The sequence below is a fragment of the Luteibacter sp. RCC_6_2 genome (assembly GCF_041360655.1).
Taxonomy (GTDB): domain Bacteria; phylum Pseudomonadota; class Gammaproteobacteria; order Xanthomonadales; family Rhodanobacteraceae; genus Luteibacter.
The window spans coordinates 66,870-88,622 of the sequence record NZ_JBFUPQ010000011.1; the positions used below are offsets into that span (position 1 = coordinate 66,870).

Annotated in this window: 25 protein-coding genes; 14 read left to right on the forward strand and 11 right to left on the reverse strand. The window is 66.4% G+C overall.

From position 1 onward, the window contains the following. Nucleotides 1-12 precede the first annotated feature (12 nt). From AB6730_RS13260 to AB6730_RS13290, 7 genes are all read right to left on the reverse strand, one after another. Nucleotides 13-1,392 carry an FAD-dependent oxidoreductase gene (locus AB6730_RS13260; protein WP_371024069.1) on the reverse strand — a complete coding sequence of 460 codons (1,380 nt, stop codon included), beginning with the start codon at nt 1,390-1,392 and terminating at the stop codon, nt 13-15. Between the two features lie 89 nt (nt 1,393-1,481). Beyond that, complete coding sequence (phaR, locus tag AB6730_RS13265; protein WP_371024070.1) at nt 1,482-1,982, reverse strand: polyhydroxyalkanoate synthesis repressor PhaR; 501 nt, start codon at nt 1,980-1,982, stop codon at nt 1,482-1,484. 107 nt (nt 1,983-2,089) lie between these two features. After that, nucleotides 2,090-3,658: a DHA2 family efflux MFS transporter permease subunit gene (locus tag AB6730_RS13270; RefSeq protein ID WP_371024071.1), complete on the reverse strand. Its 1,569-nt coding sequence runs from the start codon at nt 3,656-3,658 to the stop codon at nt 2,090-2,092. Then, a complete protein-coding gene (locus tag AB6730_RS13275) occupies nt 3,655-4,854 on the reverse strand; it encodes an HlyD family efflux transporter periplasmic adaptor subunit (protein WP_371024072.1) in 1,200 nt (399 codons plus the stop codon). The genes AB6730_RS13270 and AB6730_RS13275 overlap by 4 nt, the downstream gene beginning before the upstream one ends. Next, on the reverse strand, nt 4,851-6,311 hold the full coding sequence (locus tag AB6730_RS13280; protein WP_371024073.1) for an efflux transporter outer membrane subunit: 1,461 nt from the start codon (nt 6,309-6,311) through the stop codon (nt 4,851-4,853). The genes AB6730_RS13275 and AB6730_RS13280 overlap by 4 nt, the downstream gene beginning before the upstream one ends. Then, entirely contained in the window at nt 6,308-6,835 is a 528-nt protein-coding gene (locus AB6730_RS13285) for a MarR family winged helix-turn-helix transcriptional regulator (protein WP_371024074.1), read from the reverse strand. Before AB6730_RS13285 ends, AB6730_RS13280 begins: the two co-directional genes overlap by 4 nt. A gap of 86 nt (nt 6,836-6,921) precedes the next feature. Further along, nucleotides 6,922-7,686, reverse strand: coding sequence for a TatD family hydrolase (locus AB6730_RS13290; RefSeq protein WP_371024075.1), 765 nt, complete (start codon nt 7,684-7,686; stop codon nt 6,922-6,924). Between the two features lie 143 nt (nt 7,687-7,829). Between AB6730_RS13290 and AB6730_RS13295 the strand changes: the two genes are divergently transcribed. Together AB6730_RS13295 and AB6730_RS13300 are read left to right on the forward strand one after the other, a co-directional pair. After that, nucleotides 7,830-8,432, forward strand: coding sequence for a glycine zipper 2TM domain-containing protein (locus tag AB6730_RS13295; RefSeq protein ID WP_371024076.1), 603 nt, complete (start codon nt 7,830-7,832; stop codon nt 8,430-8,432). Between the two features lie 29 nt (nt 8,433-8,461). Continuing rightward, nucleotides 8,462-8,929 (forward strand): glycine zipper 2TM domain-containing protein, encoded by a 468-nt coding sequence (locus tag AB6730_RS13300; RefSeq protein ID WP_371024077.1) that lies wholly within the window; start codon nt 8,462-8,464, stop codon nt 8,927-8,929. A 410-nt stretch (nt 8,930-9,339) separates the two neighbouring features. On the opposite strand, the gene AB6730_RS13305 is transcribed toward AB6730_RS13300, so the two are convergent. Together AB6730_RS13305 and AB6730_RS13310 are read right to left on the reverse strand one after the other, a co-directional pair. Then, entirely contained in the window at nt 9,340-9,774 is a 435-nt protein-coding gene (locus AB6730_RS13305; protein WP_371024078.1) for a cell wall hydrolase, read from the reverse strand. A gap of 455 nt (nt 9,775-10,229) precedes the next feature. Then, nucleotides 10,230-11,012, reverse strand: coding sequence for a folate-binding protein YgfZ (locus tag AB6730_RS13310; protein WP_371024079.1), 783 nt, complete (start codon nt 11,010-11,012; stop codon nt 10,230-10,232). Nucleotides 11,013-11,139: 127 nt separating this feature from the next. Here AB6730_RS13310 and AB6730_RS13315 point away from each other — a divergent pair, with 127 nt between their 5' ends. The 9 genes from AB6730_RS13315 to lolD all read left to right on the forward strand — a co-directional run bounded on the left by AB6730_RS13315 (nt 11,140) and on the right by lolD (nt 17,653). After that, nucleotides 11,140-11,307, forward strand: coding sequence for a DUF1674 domain-containing protein (locus AB6730_RS13315; protein ID WP_371024080.1), 168 nt, complete (start codon nt 11,140-11,142; stop codon nt 11,305-11,307). A gap of 60 nt (nt 11,308-11,367) precedes the next feature. Beyond that, on the forward strand, nt 11,368-11,760 hold the full coding sequence (sdhC, locus tag AB6730_RS13320) for a succinate dehydrogenase, cytochrome b556 subunit (RefSeq protein ID WP_371024081.1): 393 nt from the start codon (nt 11,368-11,370) through the stop codon (nt 11,758-11,760). After that, nucleotides 11,757-12,143 carry a succinate dehydrogenase, hydrophobic membrane anchor protein gene (gene sdhD / locus AB6730_RS13325; protein WP_371024082.1) on the forward strand — a complete coding sequence of 129 codons (387 nt, stop codon included), beginning with the start codon at nt 11,757-11,759 and terminating at the stop codon, nt 12,141-12,143. Before sdhC ends, sdhD begins: the two co-directional genes overlap by 4 nt. 3 nt (nt 12,144-12,146) lie before the next feature. Beyond that, complete coding sequence (sdhA, locus tag AB6730_RS13330) at nt 12,147-13,931, forward strand: succinate dehydrogenase flavoprotein subunit (RefSeq protein WP_371024083.1); 1,785 nt, start codon at nt 12,147-12,149, stop codon at nt 13,929-13,931. 21 nt (nt 13,932-13,952) lie between these two features. Continuing rightward, complete coding sequence (locus AB6730_RS13335; RefSeq protein ID WP_371024084.1) at nt 13,953-14,738, forward strand: succinate dehydrogenase iron-sulfur subunit; 786 nt, start codon at nt 13,953-13,955, stop codon at nt 14,736-14,738. Nucleotides 14,739-14,965: 227 nt separating this feature from the next. Beyond that, the gene (locus AB6730_RS13340) at nt 14,966-15,214 is read left to right on the forward strand and encodes a succinate dehydrogenase assembly factor 2 (RefSeq protein ID WP_371024085.1); all 249 of its coding nucleotides are present in this window, start codon (nt 14,966-14,968) and stop codon (nt 15,212-15,214) included. After that, on the forward strand, nt 15,186-15,602 hold the full coding sequence (locus tag AB6730_RS13345) for a hypothetical protein (protein WP_371024086.1): 417 nt from the start codon (nt 15,186-15,188) through the stop codon (nt 15,600-15,602). The genes AB6730_RS13340 and AB6730_RS13345 overlap by 29 nt, the downstream gene beginning before the upstream one ends. Before the next feature lie 124 nt (nt 15,603-15,726). After that, nucleotides 15,727-16,968 (forward strand): lipoprotein-releasing ABC transporter permease subunit, encoded by a 1,242-nt coding sequence (locus tag AB6730_RS13350; RefSeq protein ID WP_371024087.1) that lies wholly within the window; start codon nt 15,727-15,729, stop codon nt 16,966-16,968. Next, on the forward strand, nt 16,961-17,653 hold the full coding sequence (gene lolD / locus AB6730_RS13355; protein ID WP_371024088.1) for a lipoprotein-releasing ABC transporter ATP-binding protein LolD: 693 nt from the start codon (nt 16,961-16,963) through the stop codon (nt 17,651-17,653). Before AB6730_RS13350 ends, lolD begins: the two co-directional genes overlap by 8 nt. On the opposite strand, the gene AB6730_RS13360 is transcribed toward lolD, so the two are convergent. Together AB6730_RS13360 and AB6730_RS13365 are read right to left on the reverse strand one after the other, a co-directional pair. Beyond that, nucleotides 17,650-18,396 (reverse strand): anti-sigma factor, encoded by a 747-nt coding sequence (locus AB6730_RS13360; protein WP_371024089.1) that lies wholly within the window; start codon nt 18,394-18,396, stop codon nt 17,650-17,652. The two genes, lolD and AB6730_RS13360, sit on opposite strands and share 4 nt — an antisense overlap. After that, nucleotides 18,393-18,905, reverse strand: a complete 513-nt coding sequence (locus AB6730_RS13365) for a sigma-70 family RNA polymerase sigma factor (protein ID WP_371024090.1) — start codon at nt 18,903-18,905, stop codon at nt 18,393-18,395. The genes AB6730_RS13360 and AB6730_RS13365 overlap by 4 nt, the downstream gene beginning before the upstream one ends. Nucleotides 18,906-19,037: 132 nt before the next feature. Here AB6730_RS13365 and AB6730_RS13370 point away from each other — a divergent pair, with 132 nt between their 5' ends. Genes AB6730_RS13370 through AB6730_RS13380 form a run of 3 tightly spaced genes read left to right on the forward strand, consistent with a single transcriptional unit; the run spans nt 19,038 to nt 21,740 of the window. Further along, nucleotides 19,038-20,123 carry a catalase family peroxidase gene (locus AB6730_RS13370; protein ID WP_371024091.1) on the forward strand — a complete coding sequence of 362 codons (1,086 nt, stop codon included), beginning with the start codon at nt 19,038-19,040 and terminating at the stop codon, nt 20,121-20,123. Then, nucleotides 20,120-20,662 (forward strand): cytochrome b, encoded by a 543-nt coding sequence (locus AB6730_RS13375; RefSeq protein ID WP_371024092.1) that lies wholly within the window; start codon nt 20,120-20,122, stop codon nt 20,660-20,662. Before AB6730_RS13370 ends, AB6730_RS13375 begins: the two co-directional genes overlap by 4 nt. A gap of 37 nt (nt 20,663-20,699) precedes the next feature. Further along, nucleotides 20,700-21,740, forward strand: coding sequence for an aminopeptidase (locus tag AB6730_RS13380; RefSeq protein WP_371024093.1), 1,041 nt, complete (start codon nt 20,700-20,702; stop codon nt 21,738-21,740). Nucleotides 21,741-21,753 lie beyond the last annotated feature (13 nt).

Below are 21,753 nucleotides of genomic sequence, written 5' to 3' on the forward strand. Positions count from 1 at the left end.
CGGAGCGAAACCTCACCCCCGCTCGAACGCCTGCCTCGGCAGCGGCGGCAGCGTCGCCTCCAGCGTGCGCACGGCGGCGTCCAGATCCACCGAATCCACCGCCTCATGCCCCCGCAGCAACTGCTCCACCAGCACGTCCTGCGCACGCCCGCGCTCCAGCGCATACGCATACGGAAGGTGGGTAAAGGTGACCATGCGATAACGCGGCAAGTAATGCGTGGGCGATCGCTCGGCCAGCAACGCGCCTAGCTCGCGCTTGCGCAGGTAATGCGGATCGGCGACCGAATCGCGCATTTCCACGTAGTTTTCCAGAGCCATCTGTGCGATGGCGTCGGCATTCGGCTTGCGCCGGCGCTCGAACTCCGCGAACACGGCCGCGGCATCGCCTGGCTGGGCGGCGAACAGGTCCGCCAGCTCCGCCGCGTCTTCGAAACCGCAATTCATGCCCTGCCCATGGAAGGGCACGATCGCATGCGCGGCGTCGCCGATCAGCAAGGCGCGGCCGCCGACATGCCAGCGATCGAGGTAGAGCGTGCCGAGGGTGCCCACGGGATGCGCCGACCAGTCGGCGGCGAACTCGGGCATGAGGGCCAACGCATCGGGAAAATCGGCGCGGAAAAACGCTTCCGCGGCGCCCGCGCCGGCGATCGTTCTGAAACTCGGATGCTCGCCATCGTTGGGCAGGAACAGGGTGACGGTGAAGCTGCCTTCGCGATTCGGCAGCGCGATGCACATGTAATGCCCGCGCGGCCAGATGTGCAGCGCGTTGCGCTCGATCGCGAACGGTGCGGTGGGATCGCTGCCGGGCGGGATCTCCAGTTCCTTGTAGCCGTGGCCGAGTTCCTCCACGCGCTCGCACAACGGCGAGTGCAGGTGCATGGCCGCGCGCAGCGCGGAACCGGCGCCGTCCGCGCCGATGACGATGGGCGCCTCGACGGTGCGTTCCACGCCGTGCGCGTCTCGCAGCGTGAGCGTGCCCGCATCGAGGTCCGCGCCCGCCAGGCCCTGGTCGAAGTGCACCGTGGCGCCGGCCGCCTCGGCGGCGTCGAGCATCAGCGTGTTGAGGCCGCCACGCGACACCGACCAGATCACTTCGGAATCGTCCACGCCATAGCGTTGCAGGCCGCTATGGCCGGCGGGATCGTGGACCATGCGCCCGCGCATCATCACCGCCTGCTCGAGCACGCGGTCGGCGAGACCGGTGGCGCGCAAGGCATGCAGGCCGCGTTCGGCCAGGGCGAGGTTGATCGATCGGCCGCCCTGGAAGCCCGCCTGGCGGGGATCGGAGCGCTTCTCGTAGACGGTGACGCGGAAACCGCGTTGGGTGAGCAGGGTGGCGACCAGGGCGCCGACCAGTCCGGCGCCGACCACGGCGATGTCGTTACGGGGCATGGAGGCCTGCATCCGGGCGCGAGATATTGCGGGGCAGCGCATCGTGCGCCGCAGCGCCGCCGGGGGCAAGCCCGCGGCGGCGGGGCGTCTTAGCTGGGTTTCTTGCCCGTGCGGGTCGCGGGCCTGACCGGCTCGGCCGGCTTGGCCGTTGCGGCGTCGAGGAAGCCGCGCTGCATCGACTTCCAGACGTCGAGGTTGCGCTCGGTCATCTCGTTCAGCATGGACCAGGGCGTCTGGCCCATCAGGCTGTTCAGCTGGTTGCGGAACTGTTGCTGCTGGTCGAGGAAGACCTGCAGGCTCCGCTCCAGGTACGGCCCCATGAAGCCCTGCAGGGAGTCGCCGTAGAAGCGGATGATGTGGGAGAGCAGCTGCGGCGACAGCATGGGCTGGCCGTGTTCCTCGTGCTCCGCGATGATCTGCAGCAACACGGAGCGGGTCAGGTCTTCACCGGACTTGGCGTCGCGGACCTCGAAAGTTTCCCCGTCGAGCACCAGCTGGCGGACCTCCTCCAGCGTGATATAGCTCGAGATTTCCGTATCGTAGAGACGACGGTTCGGATACTTCTTAATGATGCGTAGGGTTTGTGCCATGCGGCGAAAGCTACCACGAGGTATTGCGCCGCACCAGTTGTGCCAACTGGCCGTAATCGTTTACGGATTTCACATTCGTGGTTTGGATCGATTTAGCTAACTTTGTTTTAATGTGCTGCCGCGCCACCCGCATTCCCGAACGGCGGTTTCGCCAGCCAGAGGATCGGAATCAGGGCGAGGAAAAGCAGCGCGCACCCCCAGAACACGTCGTTGACCGCCAGCGTGGCCGCTTCCCGCGTCACCAGTTGATCGACCACCGCGAGCCCCGGCTTACCCGGAATACCGAGCGACGTGAGCTGCTGGGTGAACGCCGTGGTCGCCGGCGAGGCATGCGTCACGTATTCGGTGAGCGAGGCATGGTGCGATTCGGTGCGATGCTGCCACAGGGTGACGGTCACCGCGGTGGACACGCTCGACGCCAGCGTGCGGCAGAAGTTCGCCAGTCCCGATGCACCCGCGACCTGGTCCGGGCTGAGGCCGGAAAGGAATATCTGGTTGAGCGGGATGAAGAAGCACGCGATCGCGATGCCCATGATGAAACGCGGCAACACCAGCGTGGCGAACGATGCGCCGCTGTTGAATTCCGAGAACCAGAAGGCGGTGAAGGCGAACACGATGAAGGCGAAGGTCACCACGGCGCGCAATTCGAGCCGCTGGATGTTCTTGCCGATGAAGGGTGATACCAGGAAGGCGAGGATGCCCACCGGCGCGGTGGCGAGGCCGGCCCACGTCGCGGTGTAACCCAACGTGGTCTGCAACCACAGCGGGAACACCACGTTGATGCCGAAGAAGGCGAGCATGCCCAGCGAGAGCGCGGTGACGCCCACCGCGAAATTGCGCCGGGTGAACAGCGAGAGATCCACCACGGGATGCTTCGCGGTGAGTTCCCATATCACCAGGAAGACCAGTGACACCAGGGCGATGAGTCCGAGCGTGAGGATCATCGGCGAGGCGAACCAGTCGTGGTCGTTGCCGTTGTCCAGCATGAACTGCAAGGAACCCACGCCGATCACCAGCAGGGCCAGGCCGACGGTGTCGATCGGGGCGCGCGTGATCTTCGTCTCGCGATGGCGAAGGATGCTCCAGGTCACCACGCCGGCCGCCGCGCCCACGGGCACGTTGATGTAGAAGATCCACGGCCAGGAGAAATTATCGGTGAGGTAGCCGCCCAGGATGGGACCGAAGATCGGCGCCACCACCACCGTCATCGCCCACATCGCCAGTGCGATGCCTTGTTTGGTTTTCGGATAGCTGGCCAGCAGCAGCGACAGCGACAAGGCCACCATCGGCCCGGAGCCCGCGCCTTGCAGGAGGCGGAAGATCACCAGCATCGGCATGCTCGTGGCCAGGCCGCAGAGCATGGAGAACGCGACGAACAGCGCTACCGATACACAGAACGTGCGCACTTCCCCGAAGCGTTTCGCCAGCCAGCCCGTCAGCGGCTGCATGATCGCGCTGGCCAGGGCGTAGGAGCTGATCGCCCACGTGCCCTCACTCGGACTCACGCCGAGGCTGCCCGCGATATGCGGCACCGCGACGTTCACGATCGTCATGTCGAGGATCTCCATGAAGGTGGAGAACGCGACGGCGATCGTCAGCAGGACCAGTGGCCCGCCATGCAGCGGCTTCGGGCCGTTGGCGGGGGCGGCGTCGGAAAGGGCGGCGGCGTCGCTCAAGGCACGTCGGCTCCGAGGTTGTCACGGACGATGGCGTCGGCGGCGGCATCGGCCTTCGCGGCGACCTCGTCGTAAACCCGGGTCTGCGCGACGGGCATCGTGGACGGCTGCTTGGCGAGCACGTCACCCTTGTCGTCGGTGATGTTCACCGTCACGGCGGTGGACAAGCCGATGCGCAGCGGATGCTTGTCGAGGTCCTGCGGATCGAGCGCGATGCGCACGGGAACGCGCTGCACGACCTTGATCCAGTTGCCGGTGGCGTTCTGCGCGGGCAGCAGCGAGAACGCACTGCCGGTACCGGCACCCAGTCCCACCACCTTGCCGTGGTATTCCACGCCGCCGCCGTAGATATCCGCCTCGATCTTCGCCGGCTGGCCGATGCGCACGTGGCGCAACTGGCTTTCCTTGAAGTTCGCGTCCACCCACAGGTCGTGCAGCGGCACCACGGTCATCAGTTGCTGGCCCGGCTGCACGCTGTTGCCGACCTGCACGCTGCGCTGGGCGACATAGCCGTCGATCGGGGCGACGATCGCGTTGCGCTGCGCGGCGACCCAGGCCTGGCGGAAGTTGGCGCGAGCCTGTTCCACGGCCGGGTTGCCCTGCACGTCGCTGCCGTCGACCAGGGCACGCGCGGCGTCGGCCTGGCGTTGCGCGGCGTCGAGCGCGGACTGCGCGCTGGTGACCGCATCGCGTGCGTGTTGCACCTCCTCGGGCGCCACGGCCTTTTCGGCGAGCAGCGGCAGGCGGCGCTTGAGGTCGTCCTGCGCGCGCTTGAGGTCCTGTCGCCGGGCGACGAGCGAGGCGTCCGCGCCGGCCGCCGACTGCGTCTGCTGGCGTACCTGGCGCACCGCCTGGGCGAGCGCGCTGCTGGCCTTGCGCAGGGCGACGTCGGCATCGGTCGGGTCGAGCCGCACGAGCACCTGCCCGGCGTTCACGCGCTGCGTGTCGTCGGCATAGACGCCGACGACGATGCCCGGTACCTGGGCCGAGATACCCACCTGGTTGCCGCCGACATAGGCATCGTCGGTGGTCTCCCGGGTGGAGAAGACGAACAGCCAGAGCAGGACCCAGGCGATGGCGGCGAGAACGAAGAGGGTCAGCGCGATCAACAGCGCGCGGGTGCGCTTGCGCTTGTCCTTCGGCGCGTTGCCGCCATCGTCCTGGGCGCGCGGCGTATCGGTCGGGTTGGCGCTCATGGGCTCGTGGCTCCGTTCGTGCGAGGCGTGGAAGGGGATGCGATGGTTTCGGCGCGGTATCCGCCGCCGAGGGCCTTGATCAGGGCGACGTCGGTGGCCAGGGCCTGGCCATGGAGGTCGGCCTCCATGTCCTGTTGCTGTATCAGCGCGGCCTCGGTGGCCAGCGATTCGCGGTCGTCGCGCACGCCGCGGGCGGCGCGGGCACGGGCGCTGGCGAGCAAGGCATTGGCCGCCTCGACCTGCGCGTCCTGCTGTGCGCGCCGGTCGGCGATCTGCTGCGCGCCGAGCGCCTGCGTGGCCACGTCGCGCGCGGCGCTGGCCACGGTGGCGTTGTACTGGGCGACCGCCGCGCCGAGTTGCGCGCGGGTGACGCCGTGATTGGCTTCCAGCGAGCCGCCCTCGAAAATCGGCAGGTGGATCGCCGGCGTGAGGGAGAAGACGCGGCTATCGGCCGAGAAGACCTTGTCCATGTCGATGCTCGACAGGCCGGCCATGGCGCTCAGGCTCACGTCGGGGAAGAACTGCGCGCGGGCGGCGTCGGTCTGGCGCAGCGCGGCTTCCACCTGCCAGCGGCTGGCGGCGATGTCGGGCCGGCGTGCCATGAGGTCCGTGCCCGCGTCCGTCGGCAGCCCGGGCGTCACCACCGGCAGCGGTCGTGGTGTCAATGCGGGGAGCTCGGCGGGCGAGACGCCGACCAGGGTGGCGAGCGAGGCTCGGCGGATATCCGCCGAGCCCTGCAGTGCGACGCGTTGCTGCCGTGCGCCGGCCAGTTCGGCCCGCGCCTGCTGCGCCGTATCGGGTTCGTCCACGCCCTGTTTCACCCGCAGCTCGGCGATACGCAAGGCGCGCTCGCGTGCGGCGACGAGGCGGTCGGCGAGGGCGACACGGGACTCGTCGGCCAGCCATCCGAAATAGGTATCCGCGACGACGGCCTGGATGTTGAGCGAAGCGGCCGAGCGTTCCGCCTCGGCGGCGCGTGCGCTGTCGATCGCGGATTCGATCGTGTAGCGTTTCTTGCCCCACCAGTCGAAGTCGTAACGCACCTGGATGCCGAGGTCGGCCTGGTTGTACCAGGTGAATCCGAGGAATTGCGAAGGAATGAGGCCGTGCTCGCTCATCCGCTGACGCGCGACCTGGCCGCTGCCGTCGACGCGCAGGCCGGCCTGTGCGGCGGCGACGCGGATGTTCTGCTCCGCGGATTCCACGCGCGTCCTGGCCTGGGCGAGGTCCGGGGCACCGCGCAGCGCGAGGTCCATCAGGGTGTCGAGCTGCGGATCGCCGTAGACACGCCACCAGTCGGCTGCGGGCCAGCCGGCGCGGGTGCCGGTGGAAAGACCCGCCAGGGGCGCCTCCTCGCGTAGCGCGGGCCGGTCGATCTTCGCCGGCACGTGGCAGGCGGCGAGCAACACGGCCACCGCGCCTGCGAGCAGGGTGGGGCGGAGCGATATACGAATCATGGGCTGGCGTCCGTGTCGACCGTACGGTCGATGTGCAGGGCGAGTTTCTTGAGCAGCTTCTCGAAGGTCTTCCGTTCCGCGGCGCTGAAGCAGGCGAACGACTCCGTCACGGCCGGGAACATGGGTGGCAGCAGCTTGGCGACGAAGCGTCGCCCGGCGGGCGTGATCCGCAATAACACCTGGCGCCGGTCATGCGTGGCATGCGAGCGCGAGATGAGGTCGAGCTTGGCCAGCACGTTGGCGATGCGCGTCATGTTGGTGGGCTTCTGCTCGGCGAGCACGCACAGTTCGCCGGGCGTGGCGCTACCGTCTTCACTGCTGTACAGCATCATCAGCGTACGGAAATCGCTGTCGTTCAAGCCGTGGGGCTTTAGCCTGTCCTCGAACTCGCGCAGCAGCGCACCCGCGGTCAACATCAGCAGGCGGACGAGGACCACTTCGGACTTCGGCAGCTCCGGGATACGGCCGGCGACGCGGCCGACGCCCTCATAGAGCGCCTCCACGCATGGCTTGAGGCTGGACATTTCGCTGGTAAATAGTTCGCTGGTGAACTATCAGGTTAGCAAGCATCGCCTGGATACCGCAACATGCCGATTTGCCGGGGGGGGGGCTACAGACCGAACAGGCGCTCGGCATTGGCCGTGGTCGCCGCGGCGATGTCCGTCTCCGGCTCGTCGCGCAACGTGGCTATGGCCCGCAACACGTCTCGCATATAGGCGGGCTCGTTACGCTCGCCGCGGTGCTGCGAGCAGGGCTGGTCGGGCGCGTCCGTTTCGAGCAGCAGCCATTCCAGGGGCATGCCGGCGACCACGCGATGGATGCGATTGGCCCGGTCGTAGGTCACCGGCCCCCCGATGCCGATATGGAAGCCCAGGTCGAACAACTGACGGGCCTGTTCCTCACTGCCGGAGAAACTGTGCACGACACCGCGCAGGCCACCGATGCGGCGCAAGGTGTGGATGGTTTCCTCGAAAGCACGCCGAGCATGGATGACGACCGGCAATCCGTGGTCCTTCGCGATATGAAGCTGGCGAACGAACAGGTCGCGCTGGCGTGCGGGGTCGAGGCCGTCGACGTAGAAATCGAGCCCGATCTCGCCGACGGCCACCGCGCCGTGTCCTTCCAGCCAGTCCGGCAGTTCGTCGAGATGGGTGTCGTGGTGGCGTTCGAGGAACAGAGGGTGCAAGCCGTAGGCGGGGAAGACGCCCTTGTCCGACGTGGCCAGCCGTTCCACCCGTGCCCAGTTTTCGCGGTCGATCGCCGGCACGATCCAGCGCCGTACGCCGGCCTCGGCCGAGCGGGCGAACATCGCGCTCCGGTCGGCGTCGAACGAGGCATCGTCGAGGTGGACGTGGCTGTCTACGAGATCGAGCATGTCGGTGTGATGCCGGGATGAAGGGTGGATGCAGTCTAAGGCGTCGTTCAGTTTACCGACTGTCAAATGTGACCGAGGCGACTTCCGGGTGATGGGGCTACGGCGCCATCGAGGTCGCTGACCTTTGTTAGGAGATTAGGGTTATGAGCAGGTTGAAAATTTCCGTCCTGAACGCTGGTTTGGGCGCGGCCCTCGTGTTGAGCCTTTCCGCCTGCAACCGCGATGCGAATGCCGACATCGCCAATGCCCCGGCTCCGGCTCCGGAGGCCGCTCCGGCACCCGCCCCCGAGCCTGCGGGCCCGAAGTACGGGCGCGTCGTCAGTGTGGACCCAATCCGTGCACAGGCGTCGGCGCCGCAGCGGGAATGCCATGACGAGGTCGTGACGCGGCGTGCCCCGGTCAAGGACCAGCACCAGATCGCCGGTACCGCCATCGGTGCGGTGGCGGGTGGCTTGCTCGGCAACCAGATCGGTGGCGGCAAGGGCCGCACGCTGGCGACGGTGGCCGGTGCGGTCGGCGGCGGCTATGCGGGCCATGAGATCCAGGAGCGCCGCCAGGAAACCAATACGGTGACCAGCACGGTCCGCAAGTGCAGCACCGTGTCGGCGGGCAGCAGCGACAAGATCGTTGCCTACGACGTGCGCTACGAATACAAGGGCGTGACCCGCACGGTGCGCATGGACCACGATCCGGGCGATCGCGTGGAAGTACAGGAAGGCGTGTCGGTCGTATCCGACGCGCGTTGATCCACGAACCATCCATGAGGGCGTAAGCCATGCATAGCATCGTCCGCAAGATCGGCATCGTCGCCGTGGCCCTGGCCACGCTGTCGTTGTCCGCGTGTTACGAACAACCGCGTCGCGTCTATCGCGAGGATCGCGTGGTGTATTCCGGTGCCGAGCGAGGGTGCGCGCAGTGCGGTGTCGTGGACGACATCGAGCAGGTCTACACGCAGAGGGATTCCTCGCCCCTGGGCGCCGTGATCGGTGCCGTCGCCGGTGGCGTGCTGGGCAACACCATCGGCAAGGGCGACGGTCGTTCCGCCGCCACGGTGGGTGGTGCCGTCGTAGGCGGCCTCGTCGGCAACCAGGTCGGCAAGCGCAACGGTTCCGACGACGTGGCGTTCCGCGTGCGGATTCGCCTCGACGATGGCCGCTGGGCCACCGTGACGCAGCGCGAGGACCCGCAGCTTCGCCGCGGAGATTACGTGGAAGTGCGTGGGGATCGCGTTTACAGGCGTTGATCGTTCAGCCGTAAAGACGTCCAAAAAAAGCCCGCCTCATGGCGGGCTTTTTTTGGACGCGGCCGACGAAGCCACCGCTTGTGGAAACCACTACTTGTGAAAGGCACCACTTGTGAAAGGCACCACTTGTGAGAGCCACCACTTGTGGGAGCCACCACTTGTGAGAACCACAACTTGTGGGAGCCGCTTCAGCGGCGATCCCGCGGCAGCGGGCATGCCCGAGTCAAGCACCCATCGCCGCTGAAGCGGCTCCCACAAAAAAGCGGCTCCCACAAAAAGCGGCTCCCACATGGAGCGCTTCCCCATAGGAAAAAATCCGCGGGCAAAAAAAAGACCCTCATCCGAGGGCCCCTTTTCCCGGAGATCCCAAGCTGCCCGCCTGGATCTCTTTTCCCCCGCGCGTTCCCGCGTCAGTTGACGGCGTAGAACGCGTGGTCGCCAATCTTGCGAACGACCCGGCTGCTCGACCAGCTCGGTGCCACCGCCACGGTGGCGAAATGATCGGCCTGCGGCACGTAAACGAGGCGTTCGCTCTTGGGCAGGTTCCAGTTGTTCATGGAATCGCCGGCGATTTTCCATGCCTTGTTCCACGCGACGAGATCGTTGACCTCGAAATCCTTCGGCGTGGTGGTGATCGCGAACTGGCGCGGAGCCTTCACGACTTCGCAGACATTGTTGCCACCCATGCCGCGATCGCGGCGACGGAGGGCGACTTCCGCCACGGCATACTGGCCGATGGTCGGTTCACTACGTGCTTCGAGGTACACCGTCGTCGCCAGGCACGTCTGGTCGGCGAGGTGGCTTGGAAGGACGGACGCCATCCAGAGCAAAGCGGAAAGTTTCATGTGTATCTGCCTCCAACGAGCTTTTCCGTCACTTGCGGCCTTGGAAGAGCCATGGGGGACGTATGAGCGGTAGACGGGCGGGCAGGCCGTTACTACCTGGACCAACCGACGACATCCGATACATGCAGGAAACACGGATGAGGCGGGCGTCACACACTGTGACTTTACTGGGCGGCTGTCCGGAGCCGCCCGGCATGGGGTGTCGCCGAATGAGTTCGGCTCACGACGCGCCATGGGGAGGCGCGTTACGTTGTGCTCCGGCGGGGGCCGGGTCGCGCCAGAACCGTCATCGTCGACGGATCGTCGCGGGTGTAACCGTGCGGTGACAGCACGGCCACGCAAATGGATCGGCGGAGCCTAGTGGCGCGTGTCGATTTGCGCAAGTGCGCGAGTGGCGCGGTTCAGCTTTGACTCACACACATGCATGAACATTTTTTTACGACGTTATCGCACTTTCATTCGGCAAACGTCGATAAGACATGTAGTTGTATACCCTGCGATTCAAGAGTTTCCGCCTGCGACATCGTGTCGTCCAGTACAACTAGCGATGTAGGCGAAGGCGAGTATGTGTTGTGCATCAACACGATGCCCGCATCACGTCCGTCAACGTGCAGTGAACGTCCTTCTTGCAGTGCAGCATCGCTGCGCACGATGCGCAGATGGCGTTTGTGTCCACCGAGAAAATGCAGTCTCGCGGCGATTTCCTGCCCGGGAAAACAACCCTTGTCGAATGCCACGGCGCCGAGCCGCTCCATCGACAACGCGGGCGGAAGCAACATGCCGAGCGCTTGCTCGGGAAGCCATGCGAAACCCTTGTCGACATGTCGTGCGATCCACGCGTCGTCGCCCTCGTGCATGCCGATACGCAACGACGCGTCGCCTTCGCCCAATACCAGCGCGCCGTCTTCCTCGCGCGCATCGCCATCGGCGACGGCGCTGCCATCGGACACGTGCAGTTCGCCGGATACATCGATCGTCACCTTCGAACGAAAGACGAAGCGCTTCAGATCGGCGGCGAGCGACGACGCATCGCCGCCGCGCGGCATCACGACGTAGCGATCGTCCGCGACGCGGGCGATCTGCAACAGCGCGCGCACCCGTCCCTTCGGGTCCAGCCAGCCGCTCCACTGCCAGCGTCCGGTCGCGAGCGCCAGGACGTCGCTGCTGAACTGGGCGTTGGCGAACGCGGCGGCATCGGGGCCGGCGAGGGTGATGGTTCGAGTGGTACGGCTCGGCATGGGGGAGGCGCAAGGCAGGGTGGAGGGGTAAGATATACGGTCCAGCCTTGGCCAAACCAAGCCTCGCGGCTTTCGTCAAGGTTGTGCTGCCGTTGCACAGGTATTACGCTTTTAGGGCTTTATAACCATGTCCGACAATCCCTCCGAACCCCAGGACGCGAACGATTCCGCTCCGGCGAAGCCGCTCGTCACGCCGATCGCCCCCACGAACGGTGGACCCAGGGTCGAGAAAGCGCCCTTGGACCCCACGCGTTACGGCGATTGGGAAAAGAACGGACGCTGCATCGACTTCTGACGACCGGAAGGCGAGGGGAGACTGTCGGGCATATAGCGATTCCAATCCAGGATAGCCGCCATGGCACAAACGGGACGACCGCTCTCACCGCATCTCCAGGTCTACAAGTGGCAAGTGCAGATGGTTTCTTCCATCCTGCATCGTGTCACCGGCATCCTCAATGCCGTCGGTAGCCTCATCATCGTCTGGGGGCTCGCCTCCATCGCCGCCGGTCCGGAAGCCTTCGGAACCTTCACCAGCGTGGCCGGCAGCCCATTCGGCACGGTCGTCATGGTCGGCTGGACGCTGAACTTCTTCTACCACCTGTGCAATGGCATCCGTCACCTCGTGCAGGACACCGGCGCCGGTTACGCGATCGAATCGTTCGTTCGCTCCAGCTGGCTTTCCATCGTCGGCGCGATCCTGCTGACCGCCCTGGTCTGGGGTTACGTACTGCTGGGAGCCCAGGCATGAACAAGGACCTGCGCAACCCGCTCGCCCGCGCCCGTGGCCTCGGATCGGCGAAGGAAGGCGTGAGCCACTGGATGCTCCAGCGCGTCACCGCGCTCGGCCTGGTCTTCCTCACGCTCTGGTTCGTCGTCACCGTGGTGAGCCTGGCGCACGCCGATTTCGGTACGGCCCGCGCTACGCTGGCGAAACCCTGGAACGCGGTGCTGCTCATCGCGCTCATCATCACGATGTTCCGGCACGCCGTGCTCGGCCTGCAGGTCGTGATCGAAGACTACGTCCATACCCGCTGGCTCGAAGTAGCCTCGCTGGTCGTCATCAAGTTCATCGCCGTACTCGCCACGCTCACGGGCGTACTGGCCGTGTTGCGCGTCGCGCTCGGAAGCTGATCGATGGAATCCTACAAGGTTCAACAACACAAGTACGACGTGATCGTGGTCGGCGCCGGTGGCGCTGGCCTGCGCGCCACCTTCGGCCTCGCCGAAAAGGGCCTCAAGGCCGCCTGCATCACGAAGGTCTTCCCCACCCGCTCGCATACCGTGGCGGCGCAGGGCGGCATCTCGGCCGCGCTCGGCAACATGGGCGAGGACGACTGGCGCTTTCATTTCTACGACACGATCAAGGGTTCCGACTGGCTCGGCGACCAAGACGCGATCGAGTACATGTGCCGTGAGGCCATCCCGGCCATCATCGAGCTCGAACATTACGGCGTGCCCTTCTCGCGTACCGAGGAAGGCAAGATCTACCAGCGCCCGTTCGGCGGCATGACCACGCACTACGGCCAGGGCACCGCGCAGCGCACCTGCGCCGCGGCGGACCGCACCGGCCACGCCATCCTGCACACGCTGTACCAGCAGGCGCTCGCGCACGACGCCACGTTCTTCATCGAGTACTTCGCCATCGACCTCGTCTTCGAGGATGGCAAGTGCGTGGGCGTGCTCGCGCTCGACATGAACGAGGGCACGTTGCACCTGTTCCGCGGCCACGCGGTCGTCATGGCCACGGGTGGCTACGGCCGCGCCTACTTCAGCGCCACCTCGGCGCATACCTGCACGGGCGACGGCGGCGGCATGGTGCTGCGCGCCGGCCTGCCGCTGCAGGACATGGAGTTCGTGCAGTTCCATCCGACCGGCATCTACGGCGCCGGCTGCCTGATCACCGAAGGTGTCCGTGGCGAAGGTGGTTATCTCACCAACTCCGAGGGCGAGCGCTTCATGGAGCGCTACGCGCCGAACGCGAAGGATCTCGCCTCGCGCGACGTCGTCAGCCGCGCGATGACCATCGAGATCCGCGAAGGCCGTGGCGTGGGCCCGAACAAGGACCACATCCACCTCAACCTGATGCACCTGGGTCCCGAGGTCATCGGCGAGCGTTTGCCGGGTATCGCGGAGTCCGCGCGCATCTTCGCCGGCGTCGACGTCACCAAGGAGCCGATTCCGGTCCTGCCGACCGTCCACTACAACATGGGCGGCATCCCGACCAACTATCACGGTGAAGTGGTCACCAAGCGCGACGACGATCCGGATTCGATCGTTCCGGGTCTGTTCGCGATCGGCGAAGCCGCTTGCGTATCGGTGCACGGTGCCAACCGCCTGGGCTCGAACTCGCTGCTCGACCTGGTCGTGTTCGGCCGCGCCGTCGCCCACCGTTGCGCCGAACTGATCAAGCCGGACACGCCGCACAAGGATCTCCCGGCCAACGCGCTGGACAAGATCCTGGGCCGCTTCGACGCGCTGCGTCACGCCAACGGCGGCTCGCCGACCGCGCAGATCCGTGCCGAGATGCAGAAGACCATGCAGTCCGACGCCGCCGTGTTCCGCACGGGCGAAACGCTGAAGGAAGGCAAGGCGAAGATCTCCTCGGTGTACGACTCGTTCAAGGACGTCAAGGTCAGCGATCGCTCGATGGTCTGGAATTCCGACCTCATCGAGACGCTGGAATTGTCCAACCTGCTCGCGCAGGCGGTGGCCACCATGCATTCGGCGGAGCAGCGCCCGGAAAGCCGTGGCGCCCATGCACGCGAGGACTTCCCCGATCGCGACGACCACGACTGGCAGAAGCACACGCTGGTGTGGATCGACGAGGCCGGCCAGTCCAGCTTCGACTTCCGCCCGGTGCACATGTACACCCTGACGGACGACGTCGAAGTCGTGCCGCCGAAAAAGCGCGTTTACTGATACCGGACCGGAGAGGCAATCGTGGCAGAGTTCACGCTACCCAAGAATTCCAAGATTCAGGCCGGCAAGCATTTCCCGGCGAAGGGCGCGAAGAACGTGCGCACCTTCAAGGTCTATCGCTGGACGCCGGACGACGGCCAGAACCCCCGCACCGACACGTACGAGGTCGATCTCGACGCGTGCGGTCCGATGGTTCTCGACGCCCTGCTGAAGATCAAGAACGAAATCGACTCGACGCTCTCGCTGCGCCGCTCGTGCCGCGAAGGCATCTGCGGGTCGTGCGCGATGAACATCGACGGCACCAACACGCTGGCGTGCACCAAGGCCATCGAAGATTGCGGTAGCGGCACGGTCAACATCTACCCGTTGCCGCACATGCCGGTGGTGAAGGACCTCGTTCCCGATCTCACCCATTTCTACGCGCAGTTCGCCTCGATCAAGCCGTGGATGCGCACGCAGAGCCCGGCGCCCGCCGACAAGGAGCGCCTGCAGTCGCCGGAAGACCGCAAGAAGCTCGACGGTCTCTACGAGTGCATCCTCTGCGCCTGCTGCTCGACCTCGTGCCCGAGCTACTGGTGGAACGGCGACCGTTACCTCGGCCCGGCGATCCTCCTGCAGGCTTACCGCTGGATCGTCGATAGCCGCGACGAGGACACCGGCGCCCGCCTGGACGACCTGGAAGATCCGTTCAAGCTCTACCGTTGCCACACGATCATGAACTGCGCGCGCACCTGCCCGAAGGGTCTCAACCCGGCGAAGGCGATCGCGGAGATCAAGAAGCTGATCGTGCAGCGCCGCTCGGCCTGAGAGCACCCGCCGGCCCAGGCTAGGCCCGGCCGGTTCGGCTAAGCCCGACCTGGCCCGGCCCGGCCTGACCTGACCTGGCTTGGCTTGGCTTGGTGGGAGCCGACCCTGTCGGCGATGGGTGCTTGCGATAACCTTGCCCGCTGCCGCGGGATCGCCGACAAGGTCGGCTCCCACCAGGTCCGGCTTCCACCAGGGTCCGGCTCCCACAGTGATTTCGGTGACCTGTAATGGAAGAAGCCCGCCTCAAACGCCTGCGCTGGCGTACCCGCCGGGGGACGCGGGAGCTCGATCGCCTGTTCGGCGGGTGGCTCGACGAGCGCTTCGCCGACGCTGACGAAGCCACGCGGCTGGCTTTCGACGAACTGCTGGACGTGCAGGATCCCGATCTCTGGGATTGGGTGATGGGCCATGCCCGCGCTCCCCGCCACGACTGGCAGGCGATCATCGATGACATCCGTTCCAGGTACCGGCTTTGACATACGGCCGTCGGCCACGTTGAGCCGTTTCGGTGCGGGCATCGTGGCGCTGGCCACGATGGCCCCGTTGTTCACCGGGCTGCCCCGGACGATCGCCTGGCTGTTCGCCGCCGCCATCGCATGGCACGGGTATCGGCGTCTCGTGGCGTTCCGGCGATCGGCCATCGTCTCCTTGCGCTGGACCCTGGACGATGCCTGGTCGGTGCGCTTGCGCGGTGGTGGCGAGCGGCCCGCCGACCTGAAAGACGCACGGATATTCGGCACATCGGTTTTCCTGCGCCTTCGTTGGCGCGATGGCGAGGGGCGGGTGGCCTTGCTTCCCGACAACACGCCGGCCGACGATCTTCGCCTTCTGCGGGCCCACCTTTCAACCCGGCAAGCCCCCTGAAACCCAAAGCCTCGCTGTCTGGGCGCGAGGCCCTGGCTTGCCCCGACCGTCCGCATCGGGCACTCTGCCGCGCGGTGCATGCCTTTCGTGGCGGCCCACTCACCAAAGGCTGTTGTCGACCGGTATGTTCAGACCCCTCGAGCTCTTCATTGGTTTGCGCTACACCCGCGCGAAGCGCCGCAACCAGTTCATTTCCTTCATTTCCACGGTCTCGATCGTCTGCATCGCGATCAGCGTGACCGCTCTCATCACCGTGATGTCGGTGATGAACGGCTTCGACAGCGAATTGCGCAACCGCATCCTCGGCGCCGTGTCCCATGTGACCGTGTCCGGCATCGATGAAACCGTGCAGGACTGGCAGCGGGCGGTGAAGACCGCCGAAGCCACCAAGCACGTGCGCGGCGCCGCGCCGTACGTGGAGATCCAGGCGTTCCTGCAGGCCAAGCGGCCCAGTGGCGCCATCATCCGCGGCATCCTGCCGTCGATGGAGCCGAACGTCTCCGACATCGACAAGCACATGGTCGAAGGCAAGATGAGCGATCTCACCGATCGCGGCTGGAAGATCATCGTGGGCCGGGAACTGGCCCTCGCGCTCGGCGTCAGCGTGGGCGACAAGGTCACCGTCGTGGTACCGCAGTTCACGGCCACGCCCATGGGGGCGGTGCCGAAGCTGCGCAGTTTCACGGTCAGCGGCATCTTCGAACTGGGCATGCAGGAATACGACGCGAACCTCGCGCTGATCGACATTCAGGACGCGCAGCGCCTCAACGGACTCGATGGCCCGACGGGCATCCGGCTCAAGCTCGACGACATGCGTGCCGCCTTCCCGGTGGCGCAGGACCTGGTCAACAAGCTCGGCCAGGCGTACCGCGTCGAAACGTGGATGGATACCCACGCCAACTTCTTCCGCGCGATCGACATGGAGAAGACGGTGATGTTCGTCATCCTCTCGCTGATCATCCTCGTCGCCGTGATCAACCTCATTTCCATGCTGATGATGCTGGTGACGGACAAGCAGGCCGACATCGCCATCCTGCGCACGCTGGGTTCGACGCCGCGCAGCATCATGGGCATGTTCATGGTGCAGGGCCTGCTGGTGGGTATCGTGGGCATCGGGCTCGGCGTGCTGCTCGGCTCGCTGCTGTCGTTCAACCTGCCCGGGCTGGTGAAGTGGATCGAGCACGTGACCGGGCAGACCTTCCTCTCGCCGGATGTCTATTACATCAGCGAATTGCCCAGCCAGTTGCTCTGGTCCGACGTGGGCTGGGTGGTGCTGGTGACATTCGCCTTCTCGCTGCTGGCCACCTTGTATCCGGCGTGGCGCGCCTCGCGCACGCAGCCCGCCCAGGCACTCCGTTATGAATAAGCCGAACGACGACATCGTGCTGCGCGCCATCGGCGTCGCCAAGGTCTACGAAGAGGGCGACCTGCGCACGGGCGTCCTGTCCAACGTGAACTTCTCCCTGCGCCGCGGTGAGACCATGTCCATCGTGGGCGCGTCGGGGTCGGGAAAGTCGACCCTGTTGCACATCATCGGCGGCCTGGACACGTTGAGCGCGGGCAAGGTCGAGGTGAACGGCCGCGTCCTTTCCGAGCTCTCGGATGCCGAGCGCGGCCGCGAGCGCAATCGCTCGCTGGGCTTCATCTACCAGTTCCATCACCTCCTGCCCGAGTTCACGGCGCTCGAAAACGTGTGCATGCCGCTGTTGATCCGCGGCGTCTCGATCGGGCAGGCGCAGAAAGAGGCGACCGCGCTACTCGAGCGCGTGGGGCTGGGGGCGCGTCTGCGCCACCGCCCGGCCGAGATGTCGGGCGGCGAGCGCCAGCGTTGCGCGGTCGCGCGTGCGCTGGTCACGCGCCCGGCCTGCGTACTCGGCGACGAACCCACCGGCAACCTCGACGAAGCCAACGCGGCCCACGTCTATGAGTTGATGATCGAGCTCAACCGGGAGATCGGCACCAGCTTCGTGCTGGTCACGCACGATTCGCGCCTGGCCGGTCGCATGGACCGCACGCTCGAACTGCATTCGGGCGAGTTGCACGAGCGCTAGATCGACTTGCCCACCACGCGCTCGGCGGCCGAGCGGCCCGCATTGTCGGCCATGGCCACAACGGCGTAGTTGTGGCCCCCGTCGGACCAGTAGTTCGCCAGCAGGCCGCTGTCCTCGCGGCTGCCACGCGGTAGCAGGTGCCGGGCCGGGCCGGGTGGGCGCACGTAGAAGCTCACCGTGTGGCCGTTTCCATCGTCGTAGAGCACCATCGCCGCCGGTCCCTGGTCGGTGGCGAAGAGCCGTCCTCCCATGGGACGGAAGCCCGCATCGGCGAGGTCGGGCAGGCGCACGTTCGAACCGACGCGACCGGAGAGCCACGCCCGCAGGTCGCCTTCGTTGCCGGTGGTGATATCCATGCCTACGCCGTGATCGAGCGCGAGAAGGCGATAGGCCTGCATGGCGTCGGCCATGGGGGCGTTTCCGGTGCCCATGCCGCGCGCGGCCCAGCCGCCGAGGCCACCCACGATCAGGCAAAGCAGCAGGCTGGCGGCCGTGGCCCAGCGGACCGCATGGCGGTGCCGCGCCCGGGCACGGATCTCGGCCGGGTCCAGGGGGGCCGGCGCCTCCGCAAGGTCGCCAGCAAGCAGGGCGCGCAGCTGCTGGGCGTCCTGCCGCCAGCCCTGGACCTCGTCGGCCTCGTCGGGATGCCGGGCGAGGTAACGCTCGACCTCGCCGCGACGTGGCCCGTCCAGGTGCCCGTCCACGTAGGCGTGAATATCGTGTTCGCTCGGGGGTGTGTTCATTTCAAGAGCCGCAGGGAAGGGGGCCGCACCTCGCCTTCGCCCAGCCGGCGCAAGGTGCGGCGGGCGCGGGAGAGGCGGGACATCACCGTGCCGATGGGGACCTGCAGGATGTCGGCGACCTCCTGGTAACTCATGCCCTCGACGGTGATCCAGATCAGGAGGCTGCGTTGTTCCACCGGCAGCCCGGCGAACGCGGCCAGGGTCGAATGGGCCGTGGCGACACGCTCGGCGGATGGCCAGCTGGCTTCCTCGTGCGCCAGCGAGCCGAGCAGCCTGGCATAGCGGCCGGCGCGGCGCTTGCCGTCGAGGAACAGCCGGTACAAGATCGAAAACAGCCAGGCGCGCAGGCTCTGGTCGTCGTGCCGGGTGTGCCATCGGGTCAATGCCCGTTCGATCGTGGACTGGACCAGGTCGTCCGCCGCGCTCGCATCGCGGGCGAGCCACAGCGCGAAGCGCCGCAGGCGCGGCAGCATCGTGCGCAGGGCTTCATCGATTCCTGGATCGGACATGAGGGTCCCGTGCCGGGGAGTGGTTGGACGTGGGACGTCCGCTGGAACGAATTATTCCCCCATCGGGAATAAAAGAGCCTGACGTACGTCCCACCCTGCGATGCCAACCCGAATACCCCACCGGTCGGAGAGATGACGATGCAAGAACCCGAGACACGGCACCCCCCGGCGCATGCCGCCTGGCGCTGGGCACTGATTGGACTGGTCGTGGCCGCCTTCGCCGCCGCCTTCTGTTATGTCGGTGGATGGCTGGCGCCAGGGCGCCTGACCCCGAAACGGGTCATCGACGCGATACAGGCCAATGGCGGTGAATACCCGGGCTACCGTCGCAACCACGCCAAGGGGATCTGCGTGACCGGCCGTTTCGAGTCGAGCGGCGCGCTGGCCGCGTATTCCACGGCACCCTTGTTCGCACCCGGCGACACCCCCGTCGTAGGCCGCCTCGCGATTCCCGGCGGGAATCCCTATGCGGCGGACAGTTCCATTCCCATTCGCAGCTTCGCCCTGCGATTCGACCTCGCGGACGGGGAGCAATGGCGCACCGGCATGAACGCCATGCCGGTCTTCCCCGTGTCCACGGCGAAGGCCTTCTACGACCTGCAGGTGGCGACGCATCCCGATCCCGCCACGGGCAAGCCGGACCCGGCCAAGCCGAAGGCGTTCTTCGCCGCGCATCCGGAGACGGCGGCCTTCCTCGCCTGGATAAAGACGGCGAAGCCCTCGGCCAGCTATGTGACCGAGACGTACGAAAGCATCAACGCGTTCTATCTGCGCGACGCGGCAGGGCAGCGCCACGCCGTGCGCTGGAAGGCCGTTCCCGAGCAACCGCCGGCTGGCGACGGCGGACCGGCCGCGGGCGATCCAGACTACCTCGCCGCGGACCTCGCGAAGCGGCTTGGCGAAGGCCCGCTGCGCTGGCACCTGCGCATGGTGTTCGCCGCCGACGGCGATCCGGTCGACGACGCGACCAAGGTGTGGCCGGACGACCGGCAAACCGTGGATGCCGGCACGATCGTGATCGATCACATGGAGGCGCAGGCCGACGGCCCCTGCCGCGACGTCAACTACGATCCGACCATCCTGCCGCGCGGCATCGAGGTGTCGAACGATCCGTTGCTCGTGGCGCGGTCCGCGGCATACGCGGATTCGTACCTGAGGCGCACCAGCGAAGAAGGTCATCTGCCCGGGACGGCCAGCCCGAAGGAGAACCACCCATGAGCCGCGCAGACACCTTCCATCCTTTCGCCCGCGTGCTGCACTGGCTGATGGCCCTGGCTGTCCTTTCCATGCTGTTCGTCGGCGCGGGCATGGTGACCTCGGTCGAAGCCAGGCACGCGTGGCTGTTGGCGATTCACAAGCCGCTGGGCATCACCATCTTCGTGCTCGCATTGATCCGCCTCGGCTTCCGCCTGACCCACCCGGCGCCACCGCTTCCCGCGGATATGCCCGAGTGGCAGAAACTGGCTGCGCACGCTTCGCACTGGCTGCTGTACGGGTTGATGATCGCGATGCCGCTGATCGGCTGGGGCATGTTGTCGGCGGGAAATTATCCGGTGACCCTGGGCGCGGGCTTGCGCCTGCCTCCGATCCTGCCCTCCGACGCCGCGCTCTTCGCCTGGCTGCGCGAGGCGCATCGCTATCTCGCCTGGTTGTTCTTCCTGACCTTCCTCGCGCACATGGGCGCGGCGTTGATGCACGGCTTGATCCGTCGTGACGGGGTACTCCAGTCGATGACCGGGGGGAAGCGGTCCGCCTGACCGTCTCGACAACCTCGCCATGCGGCACAATGGGCCGATGCGCCATGTGCTTGCCGCCATGCTGATCCTGCTCACCGGATGCCGTTCGCTCGGGTATTACGCCCATGTGACGCATGGGCAGGTCACGCTGCTCGCCGAGCGCCGCTCCATCGACAAGGTGGTGGCCGATCCGAAGACGCCGGACACCACGCGCCGTCGCCTCACGCTGGCGCGTGAGGCACGCCGCTTCGCTTCGTCCAGGTTGGACCTGCCGGACAATCGCAGCTACACGTATTACGTGCAGCTGGATCGTCCGTGGGTGGCGTGGAACGTGTTCGCGACACCCGAGCTGTCCGTTTCCGCCGTGACGCACTGTTTCCCTGTCGCGGGGTGTGTCGCCTACCGGGGTTACTTCCGCAAGGACCTGGCCGAACGCGAAGCGGCACGCGAGCGAACCCTGGGCCACGATGTGGCCATCGGCGAAGTGCCCGCCTATTCCACGCTCGGCTGGTTCGCCGACCCCATCCTCAGCAGCATGCTGCGCTGGGACGACGACGAACTGGCCGGCACCATCTTCCACGAACTGGCCCACCAGAAGATCTACGTGAAGAACGATTCCTCGTTCAACGAATCGTTCGCCACCTTCGTGGAGCGCGAAGGCCTGCGCGAATGGCGTGGCGCGAGGAAGCAGGCGGCACCGGACGAGAAGGGCGACGTGCTGGAGCGGTCGTTCACGACACAGGTGCTGGCCTTGCGCGATCGCCTCGCGGCGATCTATGCGCAGCCATGGACGGACGAGGCGAAGCGGGTGGCCAAGGCGGAGGAGTTCGAGGATTTCCGCGGACGTTATCTCGCCTGGCGCGACGGCGAGGCGGGTGGCGACCACCGTTACGACCGCTGGATGGGGCGGCCGCTGAACAATGCGGCCCTGTTGCCGTTCGGTCTCTACGACACGTGGGTGGGGTCGTTCGCGGCGTTGTTCGCCGAGGTGGGAGGGGATTGGCGGGTGTTCTTCGCGCGGGTGGAGGGGCTGGCGAGGCTGGCTCCGGTGGAGCGGACGGGCGAGTTGGAGAGGTTGAGGGGTACCGATCGCCGCTGAAGCGGCTTCCCAC

Excerpts from the sequence above, each read along its gene's own strand:
- AB6730_RS13260 (WP_371024069.1), bottom strand. The coding sequence starts at position 1,392 with ATGCCCCGTAACGACATCGCCGTGGTCGGCGCCGGACTGGTCGGCGCC.
- phaR (WP_371024070.1), bottom strand. The coding sequence starts at position 1,982 with ATGGCACAAACCCTACGCATCATTAAGAAGTATCCGAACCGTCGTCTC.
- AB6730_RS13275 (WP_371024072.1), bottom strand. The coding sequence starts at position 4,854 with ATGAGCGCCAACCCGACCGATACGCCGCGCGCCCAGGACGATGGCGGC.
- AB6730_RS13280 (WP_371024073.1), bottom strand. The coding sequence starts at position 6,311 with ATGATTCGTATATCGCTCCGCCCCACCCTGCTCGCAGGCGCGGTGGCC.
- AB6730_RS13285 (WP_371024074.1), bottom strand. The coding sequence starts at position 6,835 with ATGTCCAGCCTCAAGCCATGCGTGGAGGCGCTCTATGAGGGCGTCGGC.
- AB6730_RS13290 (WP_371024075.1), bottom strand. The coding sequence starts at position 7,686 with ATGCTCGATCTCGTAGACAGCCACGTCCACCTCGACGATGCCTCGTTC.
- AB6730_RS13295 (WP_371024076.1), top strand. The coding sequence starts at position 7,830 with ATGAGCAGGTTGAAAATTTCCGTCCTGAACGCTGGTTTGGGCGCGGCC.
- AB6730_RS13300 (WP_371024077.1), top strand. The coding sequence starts at position 8,462 with ATGCATAGCATCGTCCGCAAGATCGGCATCGTCGCCGTGGCCCTGGCC.
- AB6730_RS13305 (WP_371024078.1), bottom strand. The coding sequence starts at position 9,774 with ATGAAACTTTCCGCTTTGCTCTGGATGGCGTCCGTCCTTCCAAGCCAC.
- AB6730_RS13310 (WP_371024079.1), bottom strand. The coding sequence starts at position 11,012 with ATGCCGAGCCGTACCACTCGAACCATCACCCTCGCCGGCCCCGATGCC.
- AB6730_RS13315 (WP_371024080.1), top strand. The coding sequence starts at position 11,140 with ATGTCCGACAATCCCTCCGAACCCCAGGACGCGAACGATTCCGCTCCG.
- sdhC (WP_371024081.1), top strand. The coding sequence starts at position 11,368 with ATGGCACAAACGGGACGACCGCTCTCACCGCATCTCCAGGTCTACAAG.
- sdhD (WP_371024082.1), top strand. The coding sequence starts at position 11,757 with ATGAACAAGGACCTGCGCAACCCGCTCGCCCGCGCCCGTGGCCTCGGA.
- sdhA (WP_371024083.1), top strand. The coding sequence starts at position 12,147 with ATGGAATCCTACAAGGTTCAACAACACAAGTACGACGTGATCGTGGTC.
- AB6730_RS13340 (WP_371024085.1), top strand. The coding sequence starts at position 14,966 with ATGGAAGAAGCCCGCCTCAAACGCCTGCGCTGGCGTACCCGCCGGGGG.
- AB6730_RS13345 (WP_371024086.1), top strand. The coding sequence starts at position 15,186 with ATGACATCCGTTCCAGGTACCGGCTTTGACATACGGCCGTCGGCCACG.
- AB6730_RS13350 (WP_371024087.1), top strand. The coding sequence starts at position 15,727 with ATGTTCAGACCCCTCGAGCTCTTCATTGGTTTGCGCTACACCCGCGCG.
- lolD (WP_371024088.1), top strand. The coding sequence starts at position 16,961 with ATGAATAAGCCGAACGACGACATCGTGCTGCGCGCCATCGGCGTCGCC.
- AB6730_RS13360 (WP_371024089.1), bottom strand. The coding sequence starts at position 18,396 with ATGAACACACCCCCGAGCGAACACGATATTCACGCCTACGTGGACGGG.
- AB6730_RS13365 (WP_371024090.1), bottom strand. The coding sequence starts at position 18,905 with ATGTCCGATCCAGGAATCGATGAAGCCCTGCGCACGATGCTGCCGCGC.
- AB6730_RS13370 (WP_371024091.1), top strand. The coding sequence starts at position 19,038 with ATGACGATGCAAGAACCCGAGACACGGCACCCCCCGGCGCATGCCGCC.
- AB6730_RS13375 (WP_371024092.1), top strand. The coding sequence starts at position 20,120 with ATGAGCCGCGCAGACACCTTCCATCCTTTCGCCCGCGTGCTGCACTGG.
- AB6730_RS13380 (WP_371024093.1), top strand. The coding sequence starts at position 20,700 with ATGCGCCATGTGCTTGCCGCCATGCTGATCCTGCTCACCGGATGCCGT.